16 protein-coding genes are annotated in these 16401 nt (G+C 63.3%); 7 read left to right on the top strand and 9 right to left on the bottom strand.

From position 1 onward, the window contains the following. The first annotated feature begins 43 nt into the window (after positions 1-43). Positions 44-388, top strand: a complete 345-nt coding sequence (locus C5507_RS01590; protein WP_104526795.1) for a hypothetical protein — start codon at positions 44-46, stop codon at positions 386-388. Positions 389-865: 477 nt separating this feature from the next. Here the strand turns inward: C5507_RS01590 and C5507_RS01580 are convergent, their stop codons facing one another. Then, entirely contained in the window at positions 866-1636 is a 771-nt protein-coding gene (locus tag C5507_RS01580) for a ParA family protein (protein WP_104526793.1), read from the bottom strand. A gap of 282 nt (positions 1637-1918) precedes the next feature. On the opposite strand from C5507_RS01580, the gene C5507_RS01575 reads away from it, so the two are divergent. From C5507_RS01575 to C5507_RS22970, 3 genes are all read left to right on the top strand, one after another. Then, a complete protein-coding gene (locus tag C5507_RS01575; protein ID WP_104526792.1) occupies positions 1919-2605 on the top strand; it encodes a DUF433 domain-containing protein in 687 nt (228 codons plus the stop codon). 3 nt (positions 2606-2608) lie between these two features. After that, entirely contained in the window at positions 2609-3049 is a 441-nt protein-coding gene (locus C5507_RS01570) for a PIN-like domain-containing protein (protein WP_104526791.1), read from the top strand. A 673-nt stretch (positions 3050-3722) separates the two neighbouring features. Continuing rightward, a complete protein-coding gene (locus tag C5507_RS22970) occupies positions 3723-4094 on the top strand; it encodes a response regulator (RefSeq protein WP_104526790.1) in 372 nt (123 codons plus the stop codon). Between the two features lie 41 nt (positions 4095-4135). Here C5507_RS22970 and C5507_RS01560 read toward each other — a convergent pair whose 3' ends face one another. The 5 genes from C5507_RS01560 to C5507_RS01540 all read right to left on the bottom strand — a co-directional run bounded on the left by C5507_RS01560 (position 4136) and on the right by C5507_RS01540 (position 8888). Beyond that, positions 4136-4753, bottom strand: a complete 618-nt coding sequence (locus C5507_RS01560; protein ID WP_104526789.1) for a Cap15 family cyclic dinucleotide receptor domain-containing protein — start codon at positions 4751-4753, stop codon at positions 4136-4138. A gap of 24 nt (positions 4754-4777) precedes the next feature. Continuing rightward, complete coding sequence (locus C5507_RS22040) at positions 4778-5698, bottom strand: nucleotidyltransferase domain-containing protein (protein WP_158657455.1); 921 nt, start codon at positions 5696-5698, stop codon at positions 4778-4780. Between the two features lie 65 nt (positions 5699-5763). Then, positions 5764-6768, bottom strand: a complete 1005-nt coding sequence (locus C5507_RS01550) for a tyrosine-type recombinase/integrase (RefSeq protein ID WP_104526787.1) — start codon at positions 6766-6768, stop codon at positions 5764-5766. Then, entirely contained in the window at positions 6765-7613 is an 849-nt protein-coding gene (locus C5507_RS01545; RefSeq protein WP_130504267.1) for a hypothetical protein, read from the bottom strand. The genes C5507_RS01550 and C5507_RS01545 overlap by 4 nt, the downstream gene beginning before the upstream one ends. 90 nt (positions 7614-7703) lie before the next feature. Further along, complete coding sequence (locus C5507_RS01540; RefSeq protein WP_104526785.1) at positions 7704-8888, bottom strand: PP2C family protein-serine/threonine phosphatase; 1185 nt, start codon at positions 8886-8888, stop codon at positions 7704-7706. A gap of 313 nt (positions 8889-9201) precedes the next feature. Between C5507_RS01540 and C5507_RS01535 the strand changes: the two genes are divergently transcribed. The 3 genes from C5507_RS01535 to C5507_RS22035 all read left to right on the top strand — a co-directional run bounded on the left by C5507_RS01535 (position 9202) and on the right by C5507_RS22035 (position 11411). Further along, positions 9202-9531 carry a hypothetical protein gene (locus tag C5507_RS01535; protein ID WP_104526784.1) on the top strand — a complete coding sequence of 110 codons (330 nt, stop codon included), beginning with the start codon at positions 9202-9204 and terminating at the stop codon, positions 9529-9531. Positions 9532-9704: 173 nt separating this feature from the next. Then, on the top strand, positions 9705-10037 hold the full coding sequence (locus tag C5507_RS01530) for an STAS domain-containing protein (RefSeq protein WP_242611386.1): 333 nt from the start codon (positions 9705-9707) through the stop codon (positions 10035-10037). Between the two features lie 219 nt (positions 10038-10256). Then, complete coding sequence (locus C5507_RS22035; protein ID WP_130504266.1) at positions 10257-11411, top strand: hypothetical protein; 1155 nt, start codon at positions 10257-10259, stop codon at positions 11409-11411. 48 nt (positions 11412-11459) lie between these two features. Here the strand turns inward: C5507_RS22035 and C5507_RS01515 are convergent, their stop codons facing one another. The 3 genes from C5507_RS01515 to C5507_RS01505 all read right to left on the bottom strand — a co-directional run bounded on the left by C5507_RS01515 (position 11460) and on the right by C5507_RS01505 (position 16110). Continuing rightward, positions 11460-13922 (bottom strand): DEAD/DEAH box helicase, encoded by a 2463-nt coding sequence (locus C5507_RS01515; protein WP_165400466.1) that lies wholly within the window; start codon positions 13920-13922, stop codon positions 11460-11462. Next, positions 13922-15595 (bottom strand): site-specific DNA-methyltransferase, encoded by a 1674-nt coding sequence (locus tag C5507_RS01510; RefSeq protein WP_104526779.1) that lies wholly within the window; start codon positions 15593-15595, stop codon positions 13922-13924. The genes C5507_RS01515 and C5507_RS01510 overlap by 1 nt, the downstream gene beginning before the upstream one ends. Positions 15596-15819: 224 nt before the next feature. Further along, positions 15820-16110 (bottom strand): hypothetical protein, encoded by a 291-nt coding sequence (locus tag C5507_RS01505; RefSeq protein WP_104526778.1) that lies wholly within the window; start codon positions 16108-16110, stop codon positions 15820-15822. Positions 16111-16401: the final 291 nt, after the last annotated feature.

Here is a 16401-nt window from a genome sequence, read left to right as displayed (position 1 = left end):
CTAGTTGGCTAGCGTCTCGCCGGTCGATCAAGGAGGGGACGCCGTGGCGGTGATCCGGGGGGATGAGGAACTGAGGAACTGCGCTGCGGTCGTCGCTGACGAGCTGTCCCAGGACTTCTACAGCGCAGATGCCAAGGCCCGCTTCTCGGGCATCTTGGCCACGTTGCAGTGGGTTGCCGGCGAGGTGGTTCCCTCCCCCATCGACCAGCGGCCGGGCGTCACGCCGAGCTCTCAGGCCGTCGAAGACGAACTGGCCAATGCCTACGACGTCATCTACCGGCGCCGACCGCCCTCGAAGGTGGTCAACGGCTCCTACGCCGGCGGCGTCGAGGCAACCCTGCTGTGGGCGCTTGGCCGCAGCGACGAGCCGCCCACTCCGCTTGACTGAGCGTCTAGTTGCCTAGGCGCTCACTGCTGCTGGCGAGGCGGTAGACCTCTGTTGCGCCGGCCAGGGTGCGTGGCGGCTTCCTCGTAGGCCTGCTCGCTTAAGGCCTCGACCAGCATGAGCTCCCCGCTCTCTACCTCTCGGCGGAGCCGGTTGACGGCCAGGCGGGCGATGTCGGACGCCGAGAGCCCATCGACCGGCAACGACTTGGCCGTTTGCTTGAGCCACCGCCGTTGGTCGGGTGTGAAGAAGACCGTCGCCCGCTCGTATGACTGAGCGTCTAGTTGCTCAGGCGTCGAGTCGGGAGCTGAGTGAGCGTCTAGTGGCTTAGGCGCAGGATGGCCCGACTGAACGTCTGAGCGCTGAGACGTCTCCACGTCTAGGCGTCTAGTGGTCGAGTTGTGAGATGGCTGAGTGACCGGCCGCTGTGACGGCTCCTGTCGGCGGCCAGTTCGAAGAAGGTCGGTTGCGGTGAAGTTCTTACCCACGAGTGACTCCCATGCGGGCGATCACCTCATTGACGAAGGCCTGGTAGGCCGCCGCCAGGTCGGGGTTCGCCTCGTCGTCACCAACGACGAGACGGCCGCCCACCTGGTCCTCGGCGGCGACTCGACGGGGGATAGCGGCCTCGAAAAGCGGCAGGTCACTGTCCCTGAGAGCGTCGAGGACCTCGCGGCTGACCCGGGTACGGGAGTCGACCATCGTCACAAGGATGCCGAGCAGGGGAGCGGTGATGACCCCCTCACCGCGGAAGTCGTCTGTCCAGCTCAGGAAGGCGCCGAGGCCACCTACGGCCAGCTTGGTGGCGCTGACCGGAGCGATCACGTCCGTGGCGGCCGCCAGTGCGGCAAGGGTGACCAGAGAGAGGCTGGGGGGCAGGTCAAGGACGGCGAAGTCGTACGAGGTCTCGACGTCGGCGAGTGCACGGGCGATGCGGTCCTCCCGTCTCGTCATCGAGACCAACTCGGTCTCCAGGGGAGCTAGCGCAAGGGTTGCTGGCAGCAGGTCGAGCCCTTGAATACGGGTGTTGAGAATGGCCTTCTCGATCGGGACTCCGTTAGAAATCACGTCCTGAAGGTCGAAGTCGATGTCGGCTGGATCCTCAGCAAACCAAAAAGTGGCATGTGCCTGGGCGTCAACGTCGACCAGCAGAGTGCGGAACCCTGCTCGGGCTAGGCCGGCAGCGAGATTGACCGCCGTCGTTGTTTTGCCAACGCCTCCCTTGTGATTAGCGATACCGATAGTGCGCATAGAAGGACCTCCCTAGTTACCTCAGGGAGGCTAGACAACTAGGCGTCTAGTTGTTGTGATGCCCGGACTAATTGGAGTCCTCCGGCGGAATCCGCAGGTCAGTGATTGCGCGTGGCTTCCCCGGTGGAAACGGAGCGGCTGGCTGCAAGCCAGGAAGCTCCGCAACGAAGGGCCGGACTTCCCTGGCTGAGGGTGGCTCCGCTGAGGGCTCCAGCGGCGGCGCGAAGCGTCGGTGGGGAGACGTCTCGCATCTCGTCTCACCGTGCTGCCAAACTGGCGCCGATGACCACCACAGTCCTGGACCGCGAGATGTACACCGAGGCAGAGGCGGCGCGCCTGCTTCGGGTTTCGCCGTCGACGCTTCACTACTGGCTCGAGGGCGGCGAGCGTCGCAACAAGACCTACCAGCCCATCATCCGGCCCGAGCCCCGTGGCGGTCACGCTGATGTCACCTGGGCTGAGTTCGTCGAGGCCGGCCTACTGAAGGCCTATCGCCGTGATGCCAACGTGCCCATGCGAGAGCTGCGGACCTTCGTCGAGGTGCTTCGCCAGCGACTCGACGTGCCGTACCCGCTGGCTCATCAGCGGCCCTACGTGACGAGCGGTCGAGCGCTGGTGATGGAGGCTCAGAAGCAGGCCGACCTGGCTGGAGACTGGTGGCTGGTCGGTGAGGCAAGCGGCCAGTTGGCGCTGCTACCAGCGGCCGATGCCTTCTATCGCAGTGTCATCTGGGACAACGACGTCGCTGGGGGCTGGCGCATAGCGGGGGAGGAGTCGCCCGTAGTCGTCGATCCCGATGTGCGCTTTGGTCGCCCCAACGTTGGCGGCATCAGCACTGAAGTCATCTGGGAACACAACCGGGCCGGCGAGAGTGACGACGAGATCGCCGAGGACTTCGGGCTCAGTCAGGCCGATGTGTGGTGGGCGCTGTCATACGAGCAAGCCAGCCGGGCTAAGCGAGTGGCCTGACCCGTGCCGCCTCGCCCGGCGCACGTCCGGTTCTACTTCGACGAGGACGTGCTCGGCTTGGCTAAGGTCGTGGCGGCGCTCCGTCCCGAGATCACCTACCCAGGAGATCCCGGGGCCGAGCTCCACAAGCGTCTGCGCCCGCCCTGCGTACTCAGCTACACAGGCGCCAAGGACCCTCACTGGATCCCGATTGTCGCTGAGCAGGGCTGGTTGATTGTTACCCGCGACTCGGCCATTCAGCGTCGCCGTGCCGAGGTAGCCGCGGTGCGAGAGAACGGGGCGCGCATGGTTGCCCTTGCCGGCGCGGATGCGATCGGTAAGTGGGACCAGCTCGAAGTGTTGATGATCAACTGGCGTCGCATCCAGGCTTGGGCTGACCAGCCTGGCCCCTTCATCTACAGCGTGACTCGTACTGGCTCGCCGCGACAGATCCCCTTGGACTGACTGGGCGGAATCTTGTTTCACCGGCGCTGCGTCCCTGTAGGCCGCCACGCACTCGGGTCCGTTGGCCCTGGGCGCTGCTTCGGGGCAGTGTCGGCAGTTGTCCCAAATTGCCTCGGCAATTTCTCTATCTTGCCGGAGAGTGTGTCGAGACTTGCAGCAAAGGAGTTGGGCGCGGCCCAAACGGTCCCCACTGCTTTGAGCGTCAACTTTGCGGTGATCAGAAGAATCCAAAGCAGCCCCACGAGGAGGGCGACTGGCCAGAGGAGGACGGCAAGGATGCAAAAGACGAGAAATTTGAGCATGAGGGCCTTTCTGCGGCTGCCGGTTCGTCAGCACATGCCGAGACGTTATTGCGATCGTTCGTGGACTGTCCATAAGAACGCGGGCCCTGCGACGGCGTTTAGTTCCTTCGAGCACCAGCTGACCCGCGGGCAACCAGGAGGCGCTGGTGGACCAGGCGACGATACCTGCCTCGGTGACGCAGAACAGCACAGTGCCCAGGGTATTTCTCTCACCGCCGGCGTCTGGTGAACCGTCTGGTTGGATCAGCCGTCGAGGACGCCACATCTCGCTGTTTGCGAAAAGAAGGGTTCTCTTAATCGGTTTCTATGGTTGCTATGTCGCTTATCGGGCAGATAGCCCTACGTATCCTACGCAGGGGAATGAAATACCGATGCCTACAGTGGTTGTAATCGATGACGACCCGATGATTAGGGCGCTCTTGCGATCCTTCATCGCCCAGGATCGGCGGGTGACCCTGGTGGCCGAAGCTACCAACGGAGTCGAAGGTATCGAAGTCGTGACAAGCACTCAGCCCGATGCGATCATCCTCGATATGGAGATGCCTGAGATGGACGGTGTCGAGGCTTTGCCTCAGCTTCGCGCAAGCTCTCCACGAACGACCGTTGTCATGTTCTCAAGCGGTCCGCGTCCGGCTACGGAGCCGAAGGCGAGAGCAGCGGGGGCACATGGTTACTTTGAGAAATCAACCCCACTGGAAGAGCTGTTCGATCACCTTGTCGACTTAACGAATCAGACCATGTAGAGACCGGAGCATGATCAAGCAATATCGCCTGAGTGGCAGAGCTAGGGATTGCTGGTGTGCTGATGCGCTTCGGCAAAGGAGGCGTATCCCTTGCTGCGGTCGACCAGGCGAAGCTCCATCGACCCCTGTGTGTAGCGGTCGGTGAAGTAGTTGCCCTGGATTTCCTTGGAGATGAGTCGGGCGACGTCGAGAGAGCAAAGCCCCTGATGACGAGGGCTCCTCGAGCGGTGCTCCGGTAGAGGAGTGTTCTCATACAAGAATGTAAGGCGGTCAACGTCGGCGCCCGCCGGCCGGGACCAGTAGAAGGATCGGCTGTCACTGCTGCTCTGCTCGGTCAACTGCCGCGCATGGACCGACCAGTACGACTGACTGACGACGAGGTAGGCGCTGATCGGGCCCCGATTGCCACCGTCGGGGATGTGGCTCTCGATGGTGGGCTTAAGGGTCACCGCCCATAGACCATCAATGCGGGGCCGATGCGTGAGCTTCTGCAAACCTGGCAGCCGCCACCCGATGACGTCCCAGATGACGAGGAGTAGAGAGCAAGCGGCGGGGAACCAGCCGAGCAACATCTTGGTCGTGCTGTCCAGCCTGATGCCGGAGAGCACGAGAGCCAGCGAGTAGACAACGCCGGCGGCGATGGCGACGATGCGGACCAAAGCCGCGGGCCTAGTGATGGCGGATCAACTGGCGTAGTCGAGGTATGTCCAGGTGGCCTGAATCAGGTCCTTGCCGTCCTGAAGCGTCCACTTCTTGTCCCCTTGAAAGAGCCACTTCATGTAGTTGGGTTCCACCATCGCGGTCTCGGTGTCCTCGTCGCCAAGCTGACGCCAAAGCTCGACCAGCGTTGCTCGGAAGTCATCGTCCAGGCTACCGCCTGATTTGAGGATCGAGTTGGGGACGTTGAAGACGAGACATTCCATAAAGTACGACGGGAGATCGTCGATCACGCCGTCGTCGGCGAGAACGTTCTCAACATTCTTCAGGGCGCGAACGTAGTCCTTGTATCTTCCGCCAGTGGCGTTGTTCTTCGACCTGCCCTTGTCGAGTTGGTGATGAGGCCAGTTGACGATCTTGGCTCCGCCCGAGCGAGGAAACACGCAGCTTCCCTGTTCGCTTTGAGTGCACTCGGTATTGTCGTAGCGGTAGTAGAGAAAGCTCGGCACCACATCGGCGCTGGGACGACTGCCTGCCACGGCACTGATGTTGATCGCAACTTCTCCTGAGCTGTCTACCCCTGACGCACCGAAGTGCTCCACGAGAGCGCTCTTGACCGCTTTGCGCCAGGTCGCCGGCGTCCACGACCCCCCGTACGGAGTGACAACCTTTGGGTCCGCTGGAGTCACGCCAGAGCCGTAGTCCCAGTAGAAGCATTCCCGTAGTTCGACCACCACGTCGACGTCGCTGTCTTGTCGGACGTTGGTGTTGTTGGGATAGCTGCCTTTGGTGTAGATCGAGTAATTGGATCCCTCGAACGCATCGCTGGATTCGATTGCATCTCGCACCATACGTTCGGCGCGATCCTGCTGGTCCTTCTCGTTATCGCTCGACGGCTTGATCCAGCCCGAAAGCAGAGCCTTGCGATCCGTTGCAGACATAGACATGTCAGAGTCACCCTTCGTCGATCCGAGGCTACGCAGAGGCAGTGACAGTTCGTGGCGGTTGAGGGCTAGCCGCGACGTAGCGCTTGAGCGAGCGCGTAGGCGGGGGAGCGGTCGAGGTTGTGACGGGACCGGTCGTAGCGTCTCGTCGTGCGCGGGTCGGCGTGGCCGAGGGCGTCTTGGACGTCCTGCAAGGGGACACCGAGCGCCAGGCTCTCGGTGGCGAATCCATGGCGCAGGCTGTGGGGCTTGATGAACTTGGCCGAGGCGATGCCCGCCGACTTGGCGAGGCGCTTCAGCTGCTCATAAGCGCTGGTGTACGAGTACCGGGACAGGCCGTCGCGAGCGAGAAAGATCGGTCCGTCATGGCGCTGGCAGATCAGCTCGTCGAGCGCCCGGACCGTCGACGGCGGAAGGGCCACCGATGCGGTCTTGCCACCCTTGCGCTTGATGCGCAGCACCCGATGGCCTCGGTCGTAGCGGTAGTCGTCCACGTCAGCGTTGAGCGCTTCGGAGATGCGACAGCCAGTGAAGACCATGACTGAGACCAGCGCTGCGATCCGAGGCGAGTGAGCGTCGGCAGCGTCGAGGAGCATCACCAGCTCGTCTGCGGTGAGGCCAGCAGTCGAGGACTCATCGGAGACCTTCGGCCGGCGAACGCCGGTTGTGGGGGAGTAGCTGAGCACTTCGACGCTGATGCCGTAGGCGTAGAGCGCCGAGACGGCTGAGAGCCGGCGAGCCACCGAGGCAGGAGAGAGCGGTTGGCCGTCGTTGCTGGGCTGAGGCTCAGTCGTCAAGTGACGTACCCACAGGTCGGTGTGATGCCGGCGAGCGTCGAAGGGATGCACGCCGAGGTGCTCACACCAGGCCGACCAGGCCCGTAGGTCGCTGAGGTAACTCCGGGCGGTCTTGTCGGGATAGCCGGCGAGCATGGCCACGACGAGCCGTATGAAGGGGTCGGTGACGTCGTCGCCGGGCAGTCGGCCGACGGCAGTGGTCCGCTCGGCCGGGACGACCCATGAGGGACGGGCCGCCGCGGTGAGCGGGCCGACTAGAGAGGCCTCGATGGTCATGCGGCGCTTCCTCGTCGCTGGTCGGCTCGCTCCTCGAAGTCCTGAAGCGTCCGAAGGATCGAAGCCATGAGCAAGAGGGCGATCAGTGCGTTGGCCCGGGTGAAGTGGGCAGCATCCGCGTAGTGAACGACCACGTTGCGGCTGAGGGGCTCTGGCAGAGACTCCTCGCCGAAGTACCGCTTCTTGAAGCTGTCGAGGGGTGCCACGGCGGCTTGGAGCCGCAACAAGGTGAAGGGCACCTCCTTGGGATCGAAGCGGACTGCCTCGGCGACAGCTTCGTAGTTGCCGGTGATCCAACCCTGCAGGGCGGCATCGGTCACCAGCACTGCGAGCGCTTGAGCGGCTTCATGGTGACCAGCTGCGAAGGCATCGATAGCTCGAGGGGCAAGGGGGAGCTGAGAAGCGACCCGATCGGTCGTGACCGGGACGAGGACGCTTCGGCAGTCCTCGATCAGTTCGTCGCTGTGATCGACGAGGAGAGCAACTCGAGCCGGGCGGTCGGCCGCATTCAAGACGCTGGCGACGAGGTCAGAACGTCGAGGGACCCACACCAGGGGTAGTCCGTCTTGCTGGATGACCTCGACGACCCGACCCAGCTTGATGTCCTCGGGCCAGTTCGGCGGGAAGTGGCGCCGACGGATGTCGTCGAGGGTTGCCTTGAGCTCTGGAAACGGCCCGATCTTGTAGTGGGGCACGAACCTGGGCATGGCGAGCCGGAGGCCCTCGGCCAGAGGCTCTGTCCACTGGCGGCCCAGCTGCTCGCTCAGCCTGGCGAGGGGCTGAGCCCACTGTGACGACATGGCCGCCATCCAGCCGCCGGTCCAGTCGTTCGGAGTCGAACTCATGTTCGGGGACGTTAGCCGAAGGGTGTGACAAGCACCCGTAGATAACGTCCTTTATCTACGGACATCAGCTGTGCGTGTCTGGCTGAGTGACTACAACTCCATCTGGCGTTCATCGCCAGTGAGCCACTCCAGCACGACGATGCTGGCGTCGTCTTGTAGTTGGTCGCCTTGATGGGCAAGTAGTCGACGCATGAGGCGCCGGACCATCTCTGGTGCCGGGTCACCCGCAGCCGCCGCGGTGGCGATGAAGTTGGCCAGGCGCTCTTCGCCAAAGAACTCACCTTCCGGCGATCGAGCCTCTGTGATGCCATCGGTGTAGAGCAGCAGGCGATCGCCGGGCTGCAGACGGGTCTCGCAACAGCCAGGCTTGTTGTCTTGGAGACCTAGAGGTCGATCGGGCGGGCAGTGCGGCGGCTCGATGAGGGAGGCGCCTCGCACGATCAGGGGTGTGGGGTGGCCGGCGTTGATCCATTGCAGTCGCCCAGTGTCGATGTCAAGCTGAGCCAGGACAGCGGTGGCGAACTGACTCCCACCGAACTGACCGGCTATGGCGTCGTTGATCTCACGAGCCATCTCGGGCAGGTCGGCCATGTTGCGTCGTGCGTAGCGATACGCGCCGATGGCCACGCCAGCCAGCACGGCTGCGGGCAGGCCATGGCCGATCGAGTCGAGGACCAGAAGATCGGCCGCCGAGCCGTTTACGGCGTAGTCGAAGGTGTCCCCGCCAATGTCATATGCCGGCTCTAGCCCTCCGGTGATCACGACCCGCTCGGTGCCAAAGGCCAGTGGCGGAAGCAAGTCCCACTGAATCTCGGCGGCCAGGCTGAGGGTCTTGCGGCGACGCAGCCGAGCGAAGACATCGCTGTAGGCGTCGTTGACGACGATCAGCTCGGCAAGCAGCGTGACGAAGACTCGAACGTCGGCCTCGAGGCCCTCGCTCGGTGCGGTGGCAAACACCATCTCGACGACGCCGAGACGCTCCACGCCGTTGAGCAGAGGAACCCATAGCCGGTAGGTGCCCTCAGCGGGCGAGCTAGTTAGCACTTCGACGTGGCGAAACGCCCGTCCCGCCAGCGTGAAGTCGATCGCGAGGCCCTGGCGTCCGGGTATCCCGGCACCGCCGAGTGGCAACAAAGTGGCTTGCTCGTAGTCGGCGAGATAGATCACGGTCTCGCGAGCCCCCATGGAACGGGCATGGGCGGCGGCGACCGAGGCCAGGTGGTCGGCCGCCAGCAGATGGGAGGCGTGTAGCAGCGAGCGCAGCGGATCATCCATGGACGGGTACTCCTACCTCCGGGCAGCCAGAGCGGACGGCGGGGTGCCCTCCCTCGAACCGACCCCGCGCCTACCGGCTGGGGCCGGCCGCCGAGCTCGTGCTCTTCCCTCGTTCCCAGACTCGGTCAGCCCATGCCTGAGAGCCGAGCTTAAGTCGACACCCCAGGACGCTAGCTGCATTGCGATACCCCGTGGGCACCTCATCTCTAGCGCTCTCCGGGATAGGTCAAATGCCTCAAGCGGCCGGGAATTTTGGCCTATACGTTCTCTTTCCTAGATGCGAGTCGCGAATGTAGGGCTGGGGGGTTCAGTCGTGGGCGAACGCAAGTACAAGGTGGAAAGCCTCCAGCACGGTCTTCCGCTAATGGTTGGCTGGAGGCCCGAATGGTCCAGCTACTTCGTCGCCGTTGGCGTGGAGGATGCCGATGCCGCCAGCGCCATCATCACTGACTTTGTCTTGGGTGGCCCAGACTGTGAGCGGGTCCTTCAGCTTCATGAATTGGTCAGGCAGTCATGGACCATTGTGAACTGGTGGACCACCGATTCGGGCGTGCTCGAATCGCTTATGGGCGACCGCTTGCCGGTTGTCGAGCACTTAGCTTCCTCGCCGACGTTGCTACCCGGAGGGACGCTTACTCCTTAGGAAACAGCTAGTGAGCCGGCGCAGAAGCCTATGCCTTCAACGCTAGAGGCGCCATGCAGAAATACACGTTGATTCTCTGAGCGATTCGAATGAGGATGATCGATGGCTAGCGCAATGAGGCAAGAGTCCATGCACTCGCCCTTTGCCATCGTGAGGAGAGTGTGTCTGTGTCTATGCCCCCAGCCCAAAAAGGCCTGTCGGCCCTCTGGCTAAGGCCCTGCCATGTCGAACTTGTCGGCGAGATAGACATTTCGAACTCCGCGCAATTGGGGAGCGACCTTTGTGATGCAATCAACGGTTGCGATGCCCGTGACATAGAGGTGGACATGAGTGGTGTCGCCTTTATTGACTCCACAGGAATCAACGTGCTGGTGGCCGCTCACCGGTATGCCAAGGACAACGGCTCTCACCTCATCGTCCATGAACCTTCTGAGCGAGTAACCAACACGCTGGCGCTGTGTGGTCTCTTGCCGCTCTTCAACCTGACTTCACGTCGGCACCACTAAGAGAGTCAGGCGCTGTCCTGCTCAGGCCGTAAAGTATCTGGAACAGGCCACCGACCCGACTCCGCGTCCCGCCGATGGAGTCGGGTCGGGTCCTGTTGGGGGGCGTAGGCGTTGAGCGGGTTCTAGCGGAGCAGCCCTCCTTGTCGTCATTAGTGTGGGTCTGTGTTTGCTGACGTAGGTAGGCCAGAAGCGCCGACTCAGGCCGAGTCGACGCCGTGGTTGGTGATCCTCCTGACGTCGGGCGGCGCCAGTCTGCTGCCGGATCAGCGACTTGGGCTACGCCAGCTGCCCACAGATGACCAACCGGTAGACGTCGTCCTGGCCAATCGCTTCGAGGACGCAGGCCTGACTGACCTCGTACCGAGGGAGCTGGTCCTAGAGGTGCGTCTATCGGCTGAGGATGCCGACGCTGCGATTGCCCAAGCGGGGGCCGTGGCAAGCGCCGTGGTCGCACTGCTTTCATTCACGGTCAACGCCTTCGTGCCGCCTGCGGTGCCATACCTGGCGTACGAGGCGGCGCCTGGGCTGACCCGCCGACAGTTCTGGCAGAAGCAATTCGACTTCCAGCAAGGTCTACCCCGGCCCAGTCGACAGTTAGACGACAAGCTCCTGTTCCCATTTCTCGAAGCCTTCCTCGAGGATGCCGAGCAAGAGCGCATCGGCCGAGCAGTGAGCCAATACCACGTCGCCCTTAGTCATTGGACAACAGCGGGTCTTCCACTGGCGCTTGCGCATCTGTACATGGCCCTCGAAGCACTTGGGCCCGTCGCCGAGCGGAGACAGCGAGAACAGTTCGGTCTCGCTGATCCCCGAGAGCACGCTTTACATCTCGGAGTCGATGTCACGCGGAAGAATTGGAACGACGTACTACTGGGCTGGGTCCGACGTGACGTGCTTTGTCGGGGAGACAAGGTGACCTACGACGCAGCCAGGAAGGCCAGCGACGGCTTCGAGCATGGTTTCATGAAGGTGCCGATGTATCGAGCGGTAGCCGAGGAGCACGGACGTACGCTCCTGGACTACGTCCGAGCGGGCCTGCTTGAGCTGCTCGACCTGCCCGAGACAGTGCGCTCCGAGCTTGAAGCGAAACGGCCGCTCGATGTCAGTCCGACCTGGCACGAAGTAAGAGGCGAGCTGCATGGGGAGGTACAGGACCCGCACCGCATGGGTGAGGCGGGTCAGCCGTACCCATATGTGGACTGGCACACCACGCTTCAAGACGTTCGGCGACTCGCCAACGGTCAGCTTCAGATAACACCGACGATGACGCTTATTGCTCATCTTTCTGAGGGCGTGCAGATCACATACTCCAGTCATCGAATAGGCATCGGGCTCAGCGACGCGGACCTATTCGACTACCAGGCACCGGGTTAACGCAGCAACAGCCAGCGTGGGGAGATAAGGCATGAGGATGCCCTCGGCTCAGCTGCCGAGCCTCTTTAGCGCGTCCCACGACCCCTTGGCGTCGTTGATGTCTGACTCAGAGACGATCAGGTAGCGCCATCGCGTTCCAACGCTCGAGTCAGCCGACACGTGGTTGGCCCAGCGTTTGGCGGCCTCGCGCTTGGCCTGGACGTCAGCCGAAGTCATTTCCTTGTCCATCTTGACCTCGACGACCCAGTGAGTGCCGTCGGTCTCGATGACGATCAGGTCGGGGTTGTACCGCTGGCCAGCCCCGTTCCAAAGGATGGGCAAGTCATTGATATGCAGGCGCACCCACCAGGCCACCGAGTCGTCGTCGTCGACGACGTTGGCGACGGTGCGCTCAGGAGCCGAGTCAAACCAGGCAATGGGGAATATCGCCCGCTGCCAGCCCTCGTAAGCCAGTGCCTTCGAGAAGGCGCCATGGCGGTTGGCAGAGACATCCTTGTCGGTCACCCGGAGCGGGTCGAAGGTCTTGACCTCCACGACTTCTTCGAAGCTCGGCTTGGCCATGAAGCGGCGCTGCTCGGACTCGACGAGGCGCACGAGGCGAGCACCGGCCCGGTCGAGGTTGGCAGAGAGCACTTCGACCGCCTTGGTCCCGAGGCCCTCAAAGAAGGCGTCGAGCAACGGGCCAAGTGCTGCTCGTTCGCTCTTGCGGGCCGGTACTGCCGACGATCCGAGCACCATCTCGGCAAGGCTGTTCCGCAGGTCGCTTTCCGGGAAGAGCGTCGGCGTGGAGCGCACTCGGTCGGCCGCAGTCGTGGTCACCAGCTCGGTACGGCGCATGCCGTCGGACCCCTCCACGATGCGAGCGCCAAGCAGCGTGCGGCTGAGCTCACCGGCGGGGTCGGCGCCGAGGGACGCCCCTAGCTTTCGGAAGGCGTCGGTGTCTGTGATGTCGGCGAGCGAGAAGCTGCTTCGGACGACCGACATGCGCAGGACGGGAAGCTTGATGGCAGGGGCATCGGGTCGCCTGGCGATCTCCTGCTTGAGCCTGGTGACCGCCTCGATGACCTGCTGAGTGCGGTCCTGCACGGTGGTGACGACTGGGGTGGGGTCCTCGTCGGCGGGCTGAGGCGCCGGGGCACCGTCGGTCGTTGCGATCACCGGCTGGACGGTCGAGGTGGTCGTCTCGGTGACGACGACCTGCTCGCCCTTGGCGTTGGTTCGTACGACCGCTCGGGTGCGGTAGTCGACGAAGGCCTGGTTCAGCACGCCGGCTTTCTTCAAGAGGTCCTGGTAGCGCTCGTGAGCGATGACCTCGAGCGTGTCGAGAATCTCGACGGCGGTGTACTGCCCGAAGGGCAGGCGCATGCCCCGGCCCAGGGTCTGCTCAGTGAGGATCTCCGAGACGCTCGCTCGCATCGAGGCGATGACGTAGACGTTGCGGACGTCCCAGCCCTCTTTGAGCATCCCAACCGAGATGATGATCCGCACCGGCGAGTCAGCGTCTTCGACAGCGGCGAGGCCGGTGAGCGCCTCGTCAGGCGCGCTGGAGTGCACGACGAGAACCGCATCGGCGTAGGCGCCGCCGAAGAACTCCTGCGAGCGCAGGATCTCGCCGTACTCCTCGGCCTCGTTGATCGTCTTGGCGACGACCAACATCACGGGGTTCACTGGCTCGCCGCCGGTTGCGGCGACGTGTGCGTCGACGGCCTCCGCCTTGGCTCGCAGCAAGGTCACGCCGTCGGTCAGCTTGGTGAGGGAGTCCGTTCGGTCGTCCTTGCGGCCCACGATGACGGGCGTCTTGACCAGTTTGTCGGCGATGGCTGCCGCTAGTGGGTAGCGGTAGACGATCTGGTCGGTGGGCGTCTGCTTGTGCGGCGTAGCAGTGAGCCCGAGCAGTAGCCACGGGTTGAGGTCACGCACGGCCGTGGAGAACGCTGGGCCGTAGTAGGTGTGGTGCTCGTCAGCGAAGACGGCAAGGAGGTCGGTGCGCTGCAGGTGCTCGTAGAACTCTGTCCCGAGCCCCTCTTGGAACTTGTGGACCTTGCGGGCGGTCTTCGAAGTCGGCCGGACGAGCGACTGCACGGTGAACAGGTAAACCTTGACCTGCGTCTCGTCGTCCATCGCAGCTCGCATGGCCGGCGTCGCAAAGTTGTCGGCGGTAATCACGACCGGCTGGAAGCTCATAGGCCCGAGCAAGCTCTTGGCATGCCCCGGCGTAAAGTTGTCTCGGGTCTTGTTGAGGATCGTGCTGCCCGGCGTGATGATCACGAAGTCCCGGATGCCGTAGGCCTCGACGAGCAGCTCCATGGAGCCAGCAAGGATGTAGGTCTTGCCGACCCCGGTCGCCACGTCGAAGACCGCCTCGAACGGCGGCTGCCCGTCGTCGACGTTGTAGTGCTGGGACAACTCCGCGGCCAGCGTCTCTACGGCCAGGCGGTTTGGCTCCCGAAGCTCCAGGCGGGACGCCAGGTCAGCAATGACGTCCTCATGGAGCTCAAGCGGAGCGGTCATCACGCGTCGGTTCCAGTCAGGACCGGTTCGGCGGTCGACTCGGGAGCCTCACGCCGTACCCGTCGATGCGGCGCCCGGTAGCGCTCGAGCAAGGCGGCCGGAATCTTCCGCAGTGATGAGCCGGGGCGTAGCTCTCGAAGCACGGCTCGGGCCTCGGAGTCCAGGCCGGTTCCGCAGATCACTACGCGCTCGCTGTCCGCTAGGGCGGAGACCAGCAGACGAACAACGTCCTCGTTGACCACTCCATCTACGACGGCAAGTCGAGTGCGTCCCTTGAGGCCGGCGAACGGCGGCTCCGGCTTGTACTCATAGCCGAGCTGAGCGGCGGTCGCCTCCGCTAGGTCCCCGTTGCTCATGGCGTCGTGGAGATAGACGAGGCCGTTCTCGCTCTCGAACATCGACGGAGCTACATCCAACACGCGAAAGCCCACCCCTCCGCCCGTCCAGCCAACCAAGCTGGTGATGCCGCCGGGATCCTCTCCCTTCAGGACTTTCGTGAGCCTCGGGAGGGTATAGGTCTCCACCGTGTCAGGGACACGTTCAATAGCGACCCAGCGGCGACCCATCTTTTGAGCTACAGCGGCGGTTGTTCCAGATCCTGCGAAGCAGTCAAGGACGATATCTCCCGGGTTGGACGCTATGTGCAGGATTCGGTGCAGCAAGGGCTCTGGCTTAGGCGTAGCAAAAGGCTCGACATCAGGAAGTAGTTTTCGCAGATGATCGCGCTTGGCGCTCATGTTGCTGCCAACTTCACTAGCTGGCCACCATGTTCTCGGCACGACCCCTTGCTGCACGTCCGTCAAGTACCGCTTGATGATCGGCATTCCATTGCCGTCGGCCCCGAAGTAGACCCGTCCCTCAAACAACGCCTGATCGAACGTGTCGGGGCTGAAGCGCCAGTAGACGCCTTTAGGTGGCCGAACTTGTCGCCCGGAAGGAAGCAAGACCTCGAATCTGTTCTTTTCGGTTCCGCTCTTAGCGGTGCTGTCCGCTCCCTGGAGCCATGGACCGCGAGGATCGTTATCCGGGTTGCGGTACCGCTTGATCTGGTCCTCTAGCCGCGGTAACAGGTTGCGGGTCTTCTTCCAGGCTTGACGGTTCTTCGCGAAGACGAGGATGTAGTCGTGGACCGTGGAGATGTCTGTGTCGTTGCGTCGCCCCTGATCCTTCTCCCAGACGACGGATGTGACGAAGTTCTCCCGCCCAAACAACTCGTCAAGGAGGACTCGACAGTATGAAGCTTCGCTGTCGTCGAGGTGCACCCAAACGGAGCCGTCCTCCCGGAGTAGCTCCCAGATCTGCAACAGGCGATCGCGCATCATCGTGAGCCAGACCGAATGCTCAAGCGCGTCGTCATAGTGGGAAAACGCCTGGCCGGTGTTGAAAGGCGGGTCCAGGTAGGCGACTTTGACCTTGCCGACGTACTCACGTCTGAATTCGGGGAGCTTAGTAAGGCTAGTCAGTGCGCTCAGTGCGTCACCGCGGATCAGCAAATTGTCTTCGGCTCGGCGCTTGCGTACCCCTCCGACATCGCCGATGTTCCGTAGAAGCCGCACCTCGGCGACTCGATAGTCAGACGCCGGAAGCCACTCATAGGAGCCGTCGTCGTGAGCGAGAAGCCTCTCGTGCTTGTTGGTCCAGGTCAGCTCCAGGCGACCTTCGTACCTCGGCACTCAGCTTCCTCCCCCAGGCGACGGGCTGCCGCTCAACCTGTCGGCCGACCTTCGGCGTCGACGGCCGTGGGGAGCCTAATCGGAGGTTCCATGGAACCTCAGCATGCGTGGCAGGGCGGCGTCAGCGTCAGTGCCATCCGGCCGGCCTCGGAGCGGTTGGGACGAGTGTCTGGACCGACGCCTGCGATCGCTTGCGGGAGGCCCTTGCGAGCACCCGTGCCAGGTCAGCTCAAGGGCTTGATTGTCACGACGGCGATGATCAAGGGGCCGGTTGTTGCGCAGACCCAGTTGCCGCGACAGGTCGTCAGCGTGCCTAGCGTCGCTTCGAGCAGGTCGAGGCACGGTTCGCAGATGAAGGCCCAGCGGTCCCCGCACAGCTCGCAGATGACTTGGACGGCGTAGTCGGCCTCTGCCGGGCAAGGATCGTCGTCCCCCCAGCGCATTCCGCACGGGATGGAGGGTTCAAGCTCCGTCAGGAGGGCTTCGTCGAGCAGAACAGCGGTCTCGGTGGACACTGACTCTCCGGTGTAGCGGTGCTCGTCTGGGCCACAGCGATGCTCGCGCGACACGGCTCCGCTGGCTAGGTGCTCAACGGGCAGTCAGCGGCAGCCCTGCGGGCTTACCCTCTCGAGCACCGCTGCACGCGGCGCTCATGGCGACGCCTGCCGGCGTCGTGGCGCCCACCCAGCTCATCGCCTCAAGCGCTCCCGCCAACTTCTTGCGGCGGCATCTTCGGTGGCCGCTGCGCGGCCCCATTCCTTTCTCAACTCCGCCACGCAACAAGTGGGCTCCCGCTGCTTGACCCG

The organism is Blastococcus saxobsidens, from assembly GCF_002938435.1.
Taxonomy (GTDB): domain Bacteria; phylum Actinomycetota; class Actinomycetes; order Mycobacteriales; family Geodermatophilaceae; genus Blastococcus; species Blastococcus saxobsidens.
This window is presented reverse-complemented; position numbering and strand designations above follow the sequence as displayed.

Coding starts and splice junctions, on each gene's coding strand:
- C5507_RS01580 (WP_104526793.1), bottom strand. CDS start 1,636: ATGCGCACTATCGGTATCGCTAATCACAAGGGAGGCGTTGGCAAAACA.
- C5507_RS01575 (WP_104526792.1), top strand. CDS start 1,919: ATGACCACCACAGTCCTGGACCGCGAGATGTACACCGAGGCAGAGGCG.
- C5507_RS22970 (WP_104526790.1), top strand. CDS start 3,723: ATGCCTACAGTGGTTGTAATCGATGACGACCCGATGATTAGGGCGCTC.
- C5507_RS22040 (WP_158657455.1), bottom strand. CDS start 5,698: ATGTCTATGTCTGCAACGGATCGCAAGGCTCTGCTTTCGGGCTGGATC.
- C5507_RS01550 (WP_104526787.1), bottom strand. CDS start 6,768: ATGACCATCGAGGCCTCTCTAGTCGGCCCGCTCACCGCGGCGGCCCGT.
- C5507_RS01545 (WP_130504267.1), bottom strand. CDS start 7,613: ATGAGTTCGACTCCGAACGACTGGACCGGCGGCTGGATGGCGGCCATG.
- C5507_RS01540 (WP_104526785.1), bottom strand. CDS start 8,888: ATGGATGATCCGCTGCGCTCGCTGCTACACGCCTCCCATCTGCTGGCG.
- C5507_RS01530 (WP_242611386.1), top strand. CDS start 9,705: ATGCCCCCAGCCCAAAAAGGCCTGTCGGCCCTCTGGCTAAGGCCCTGC.
- C5507_RS01515 (WP_165400466.1), bottom strand. CDS start 13,922: ATGACCGCTCCGCTTGAGCTCCATGAGGACGTCATTGCTGACCTGGCG.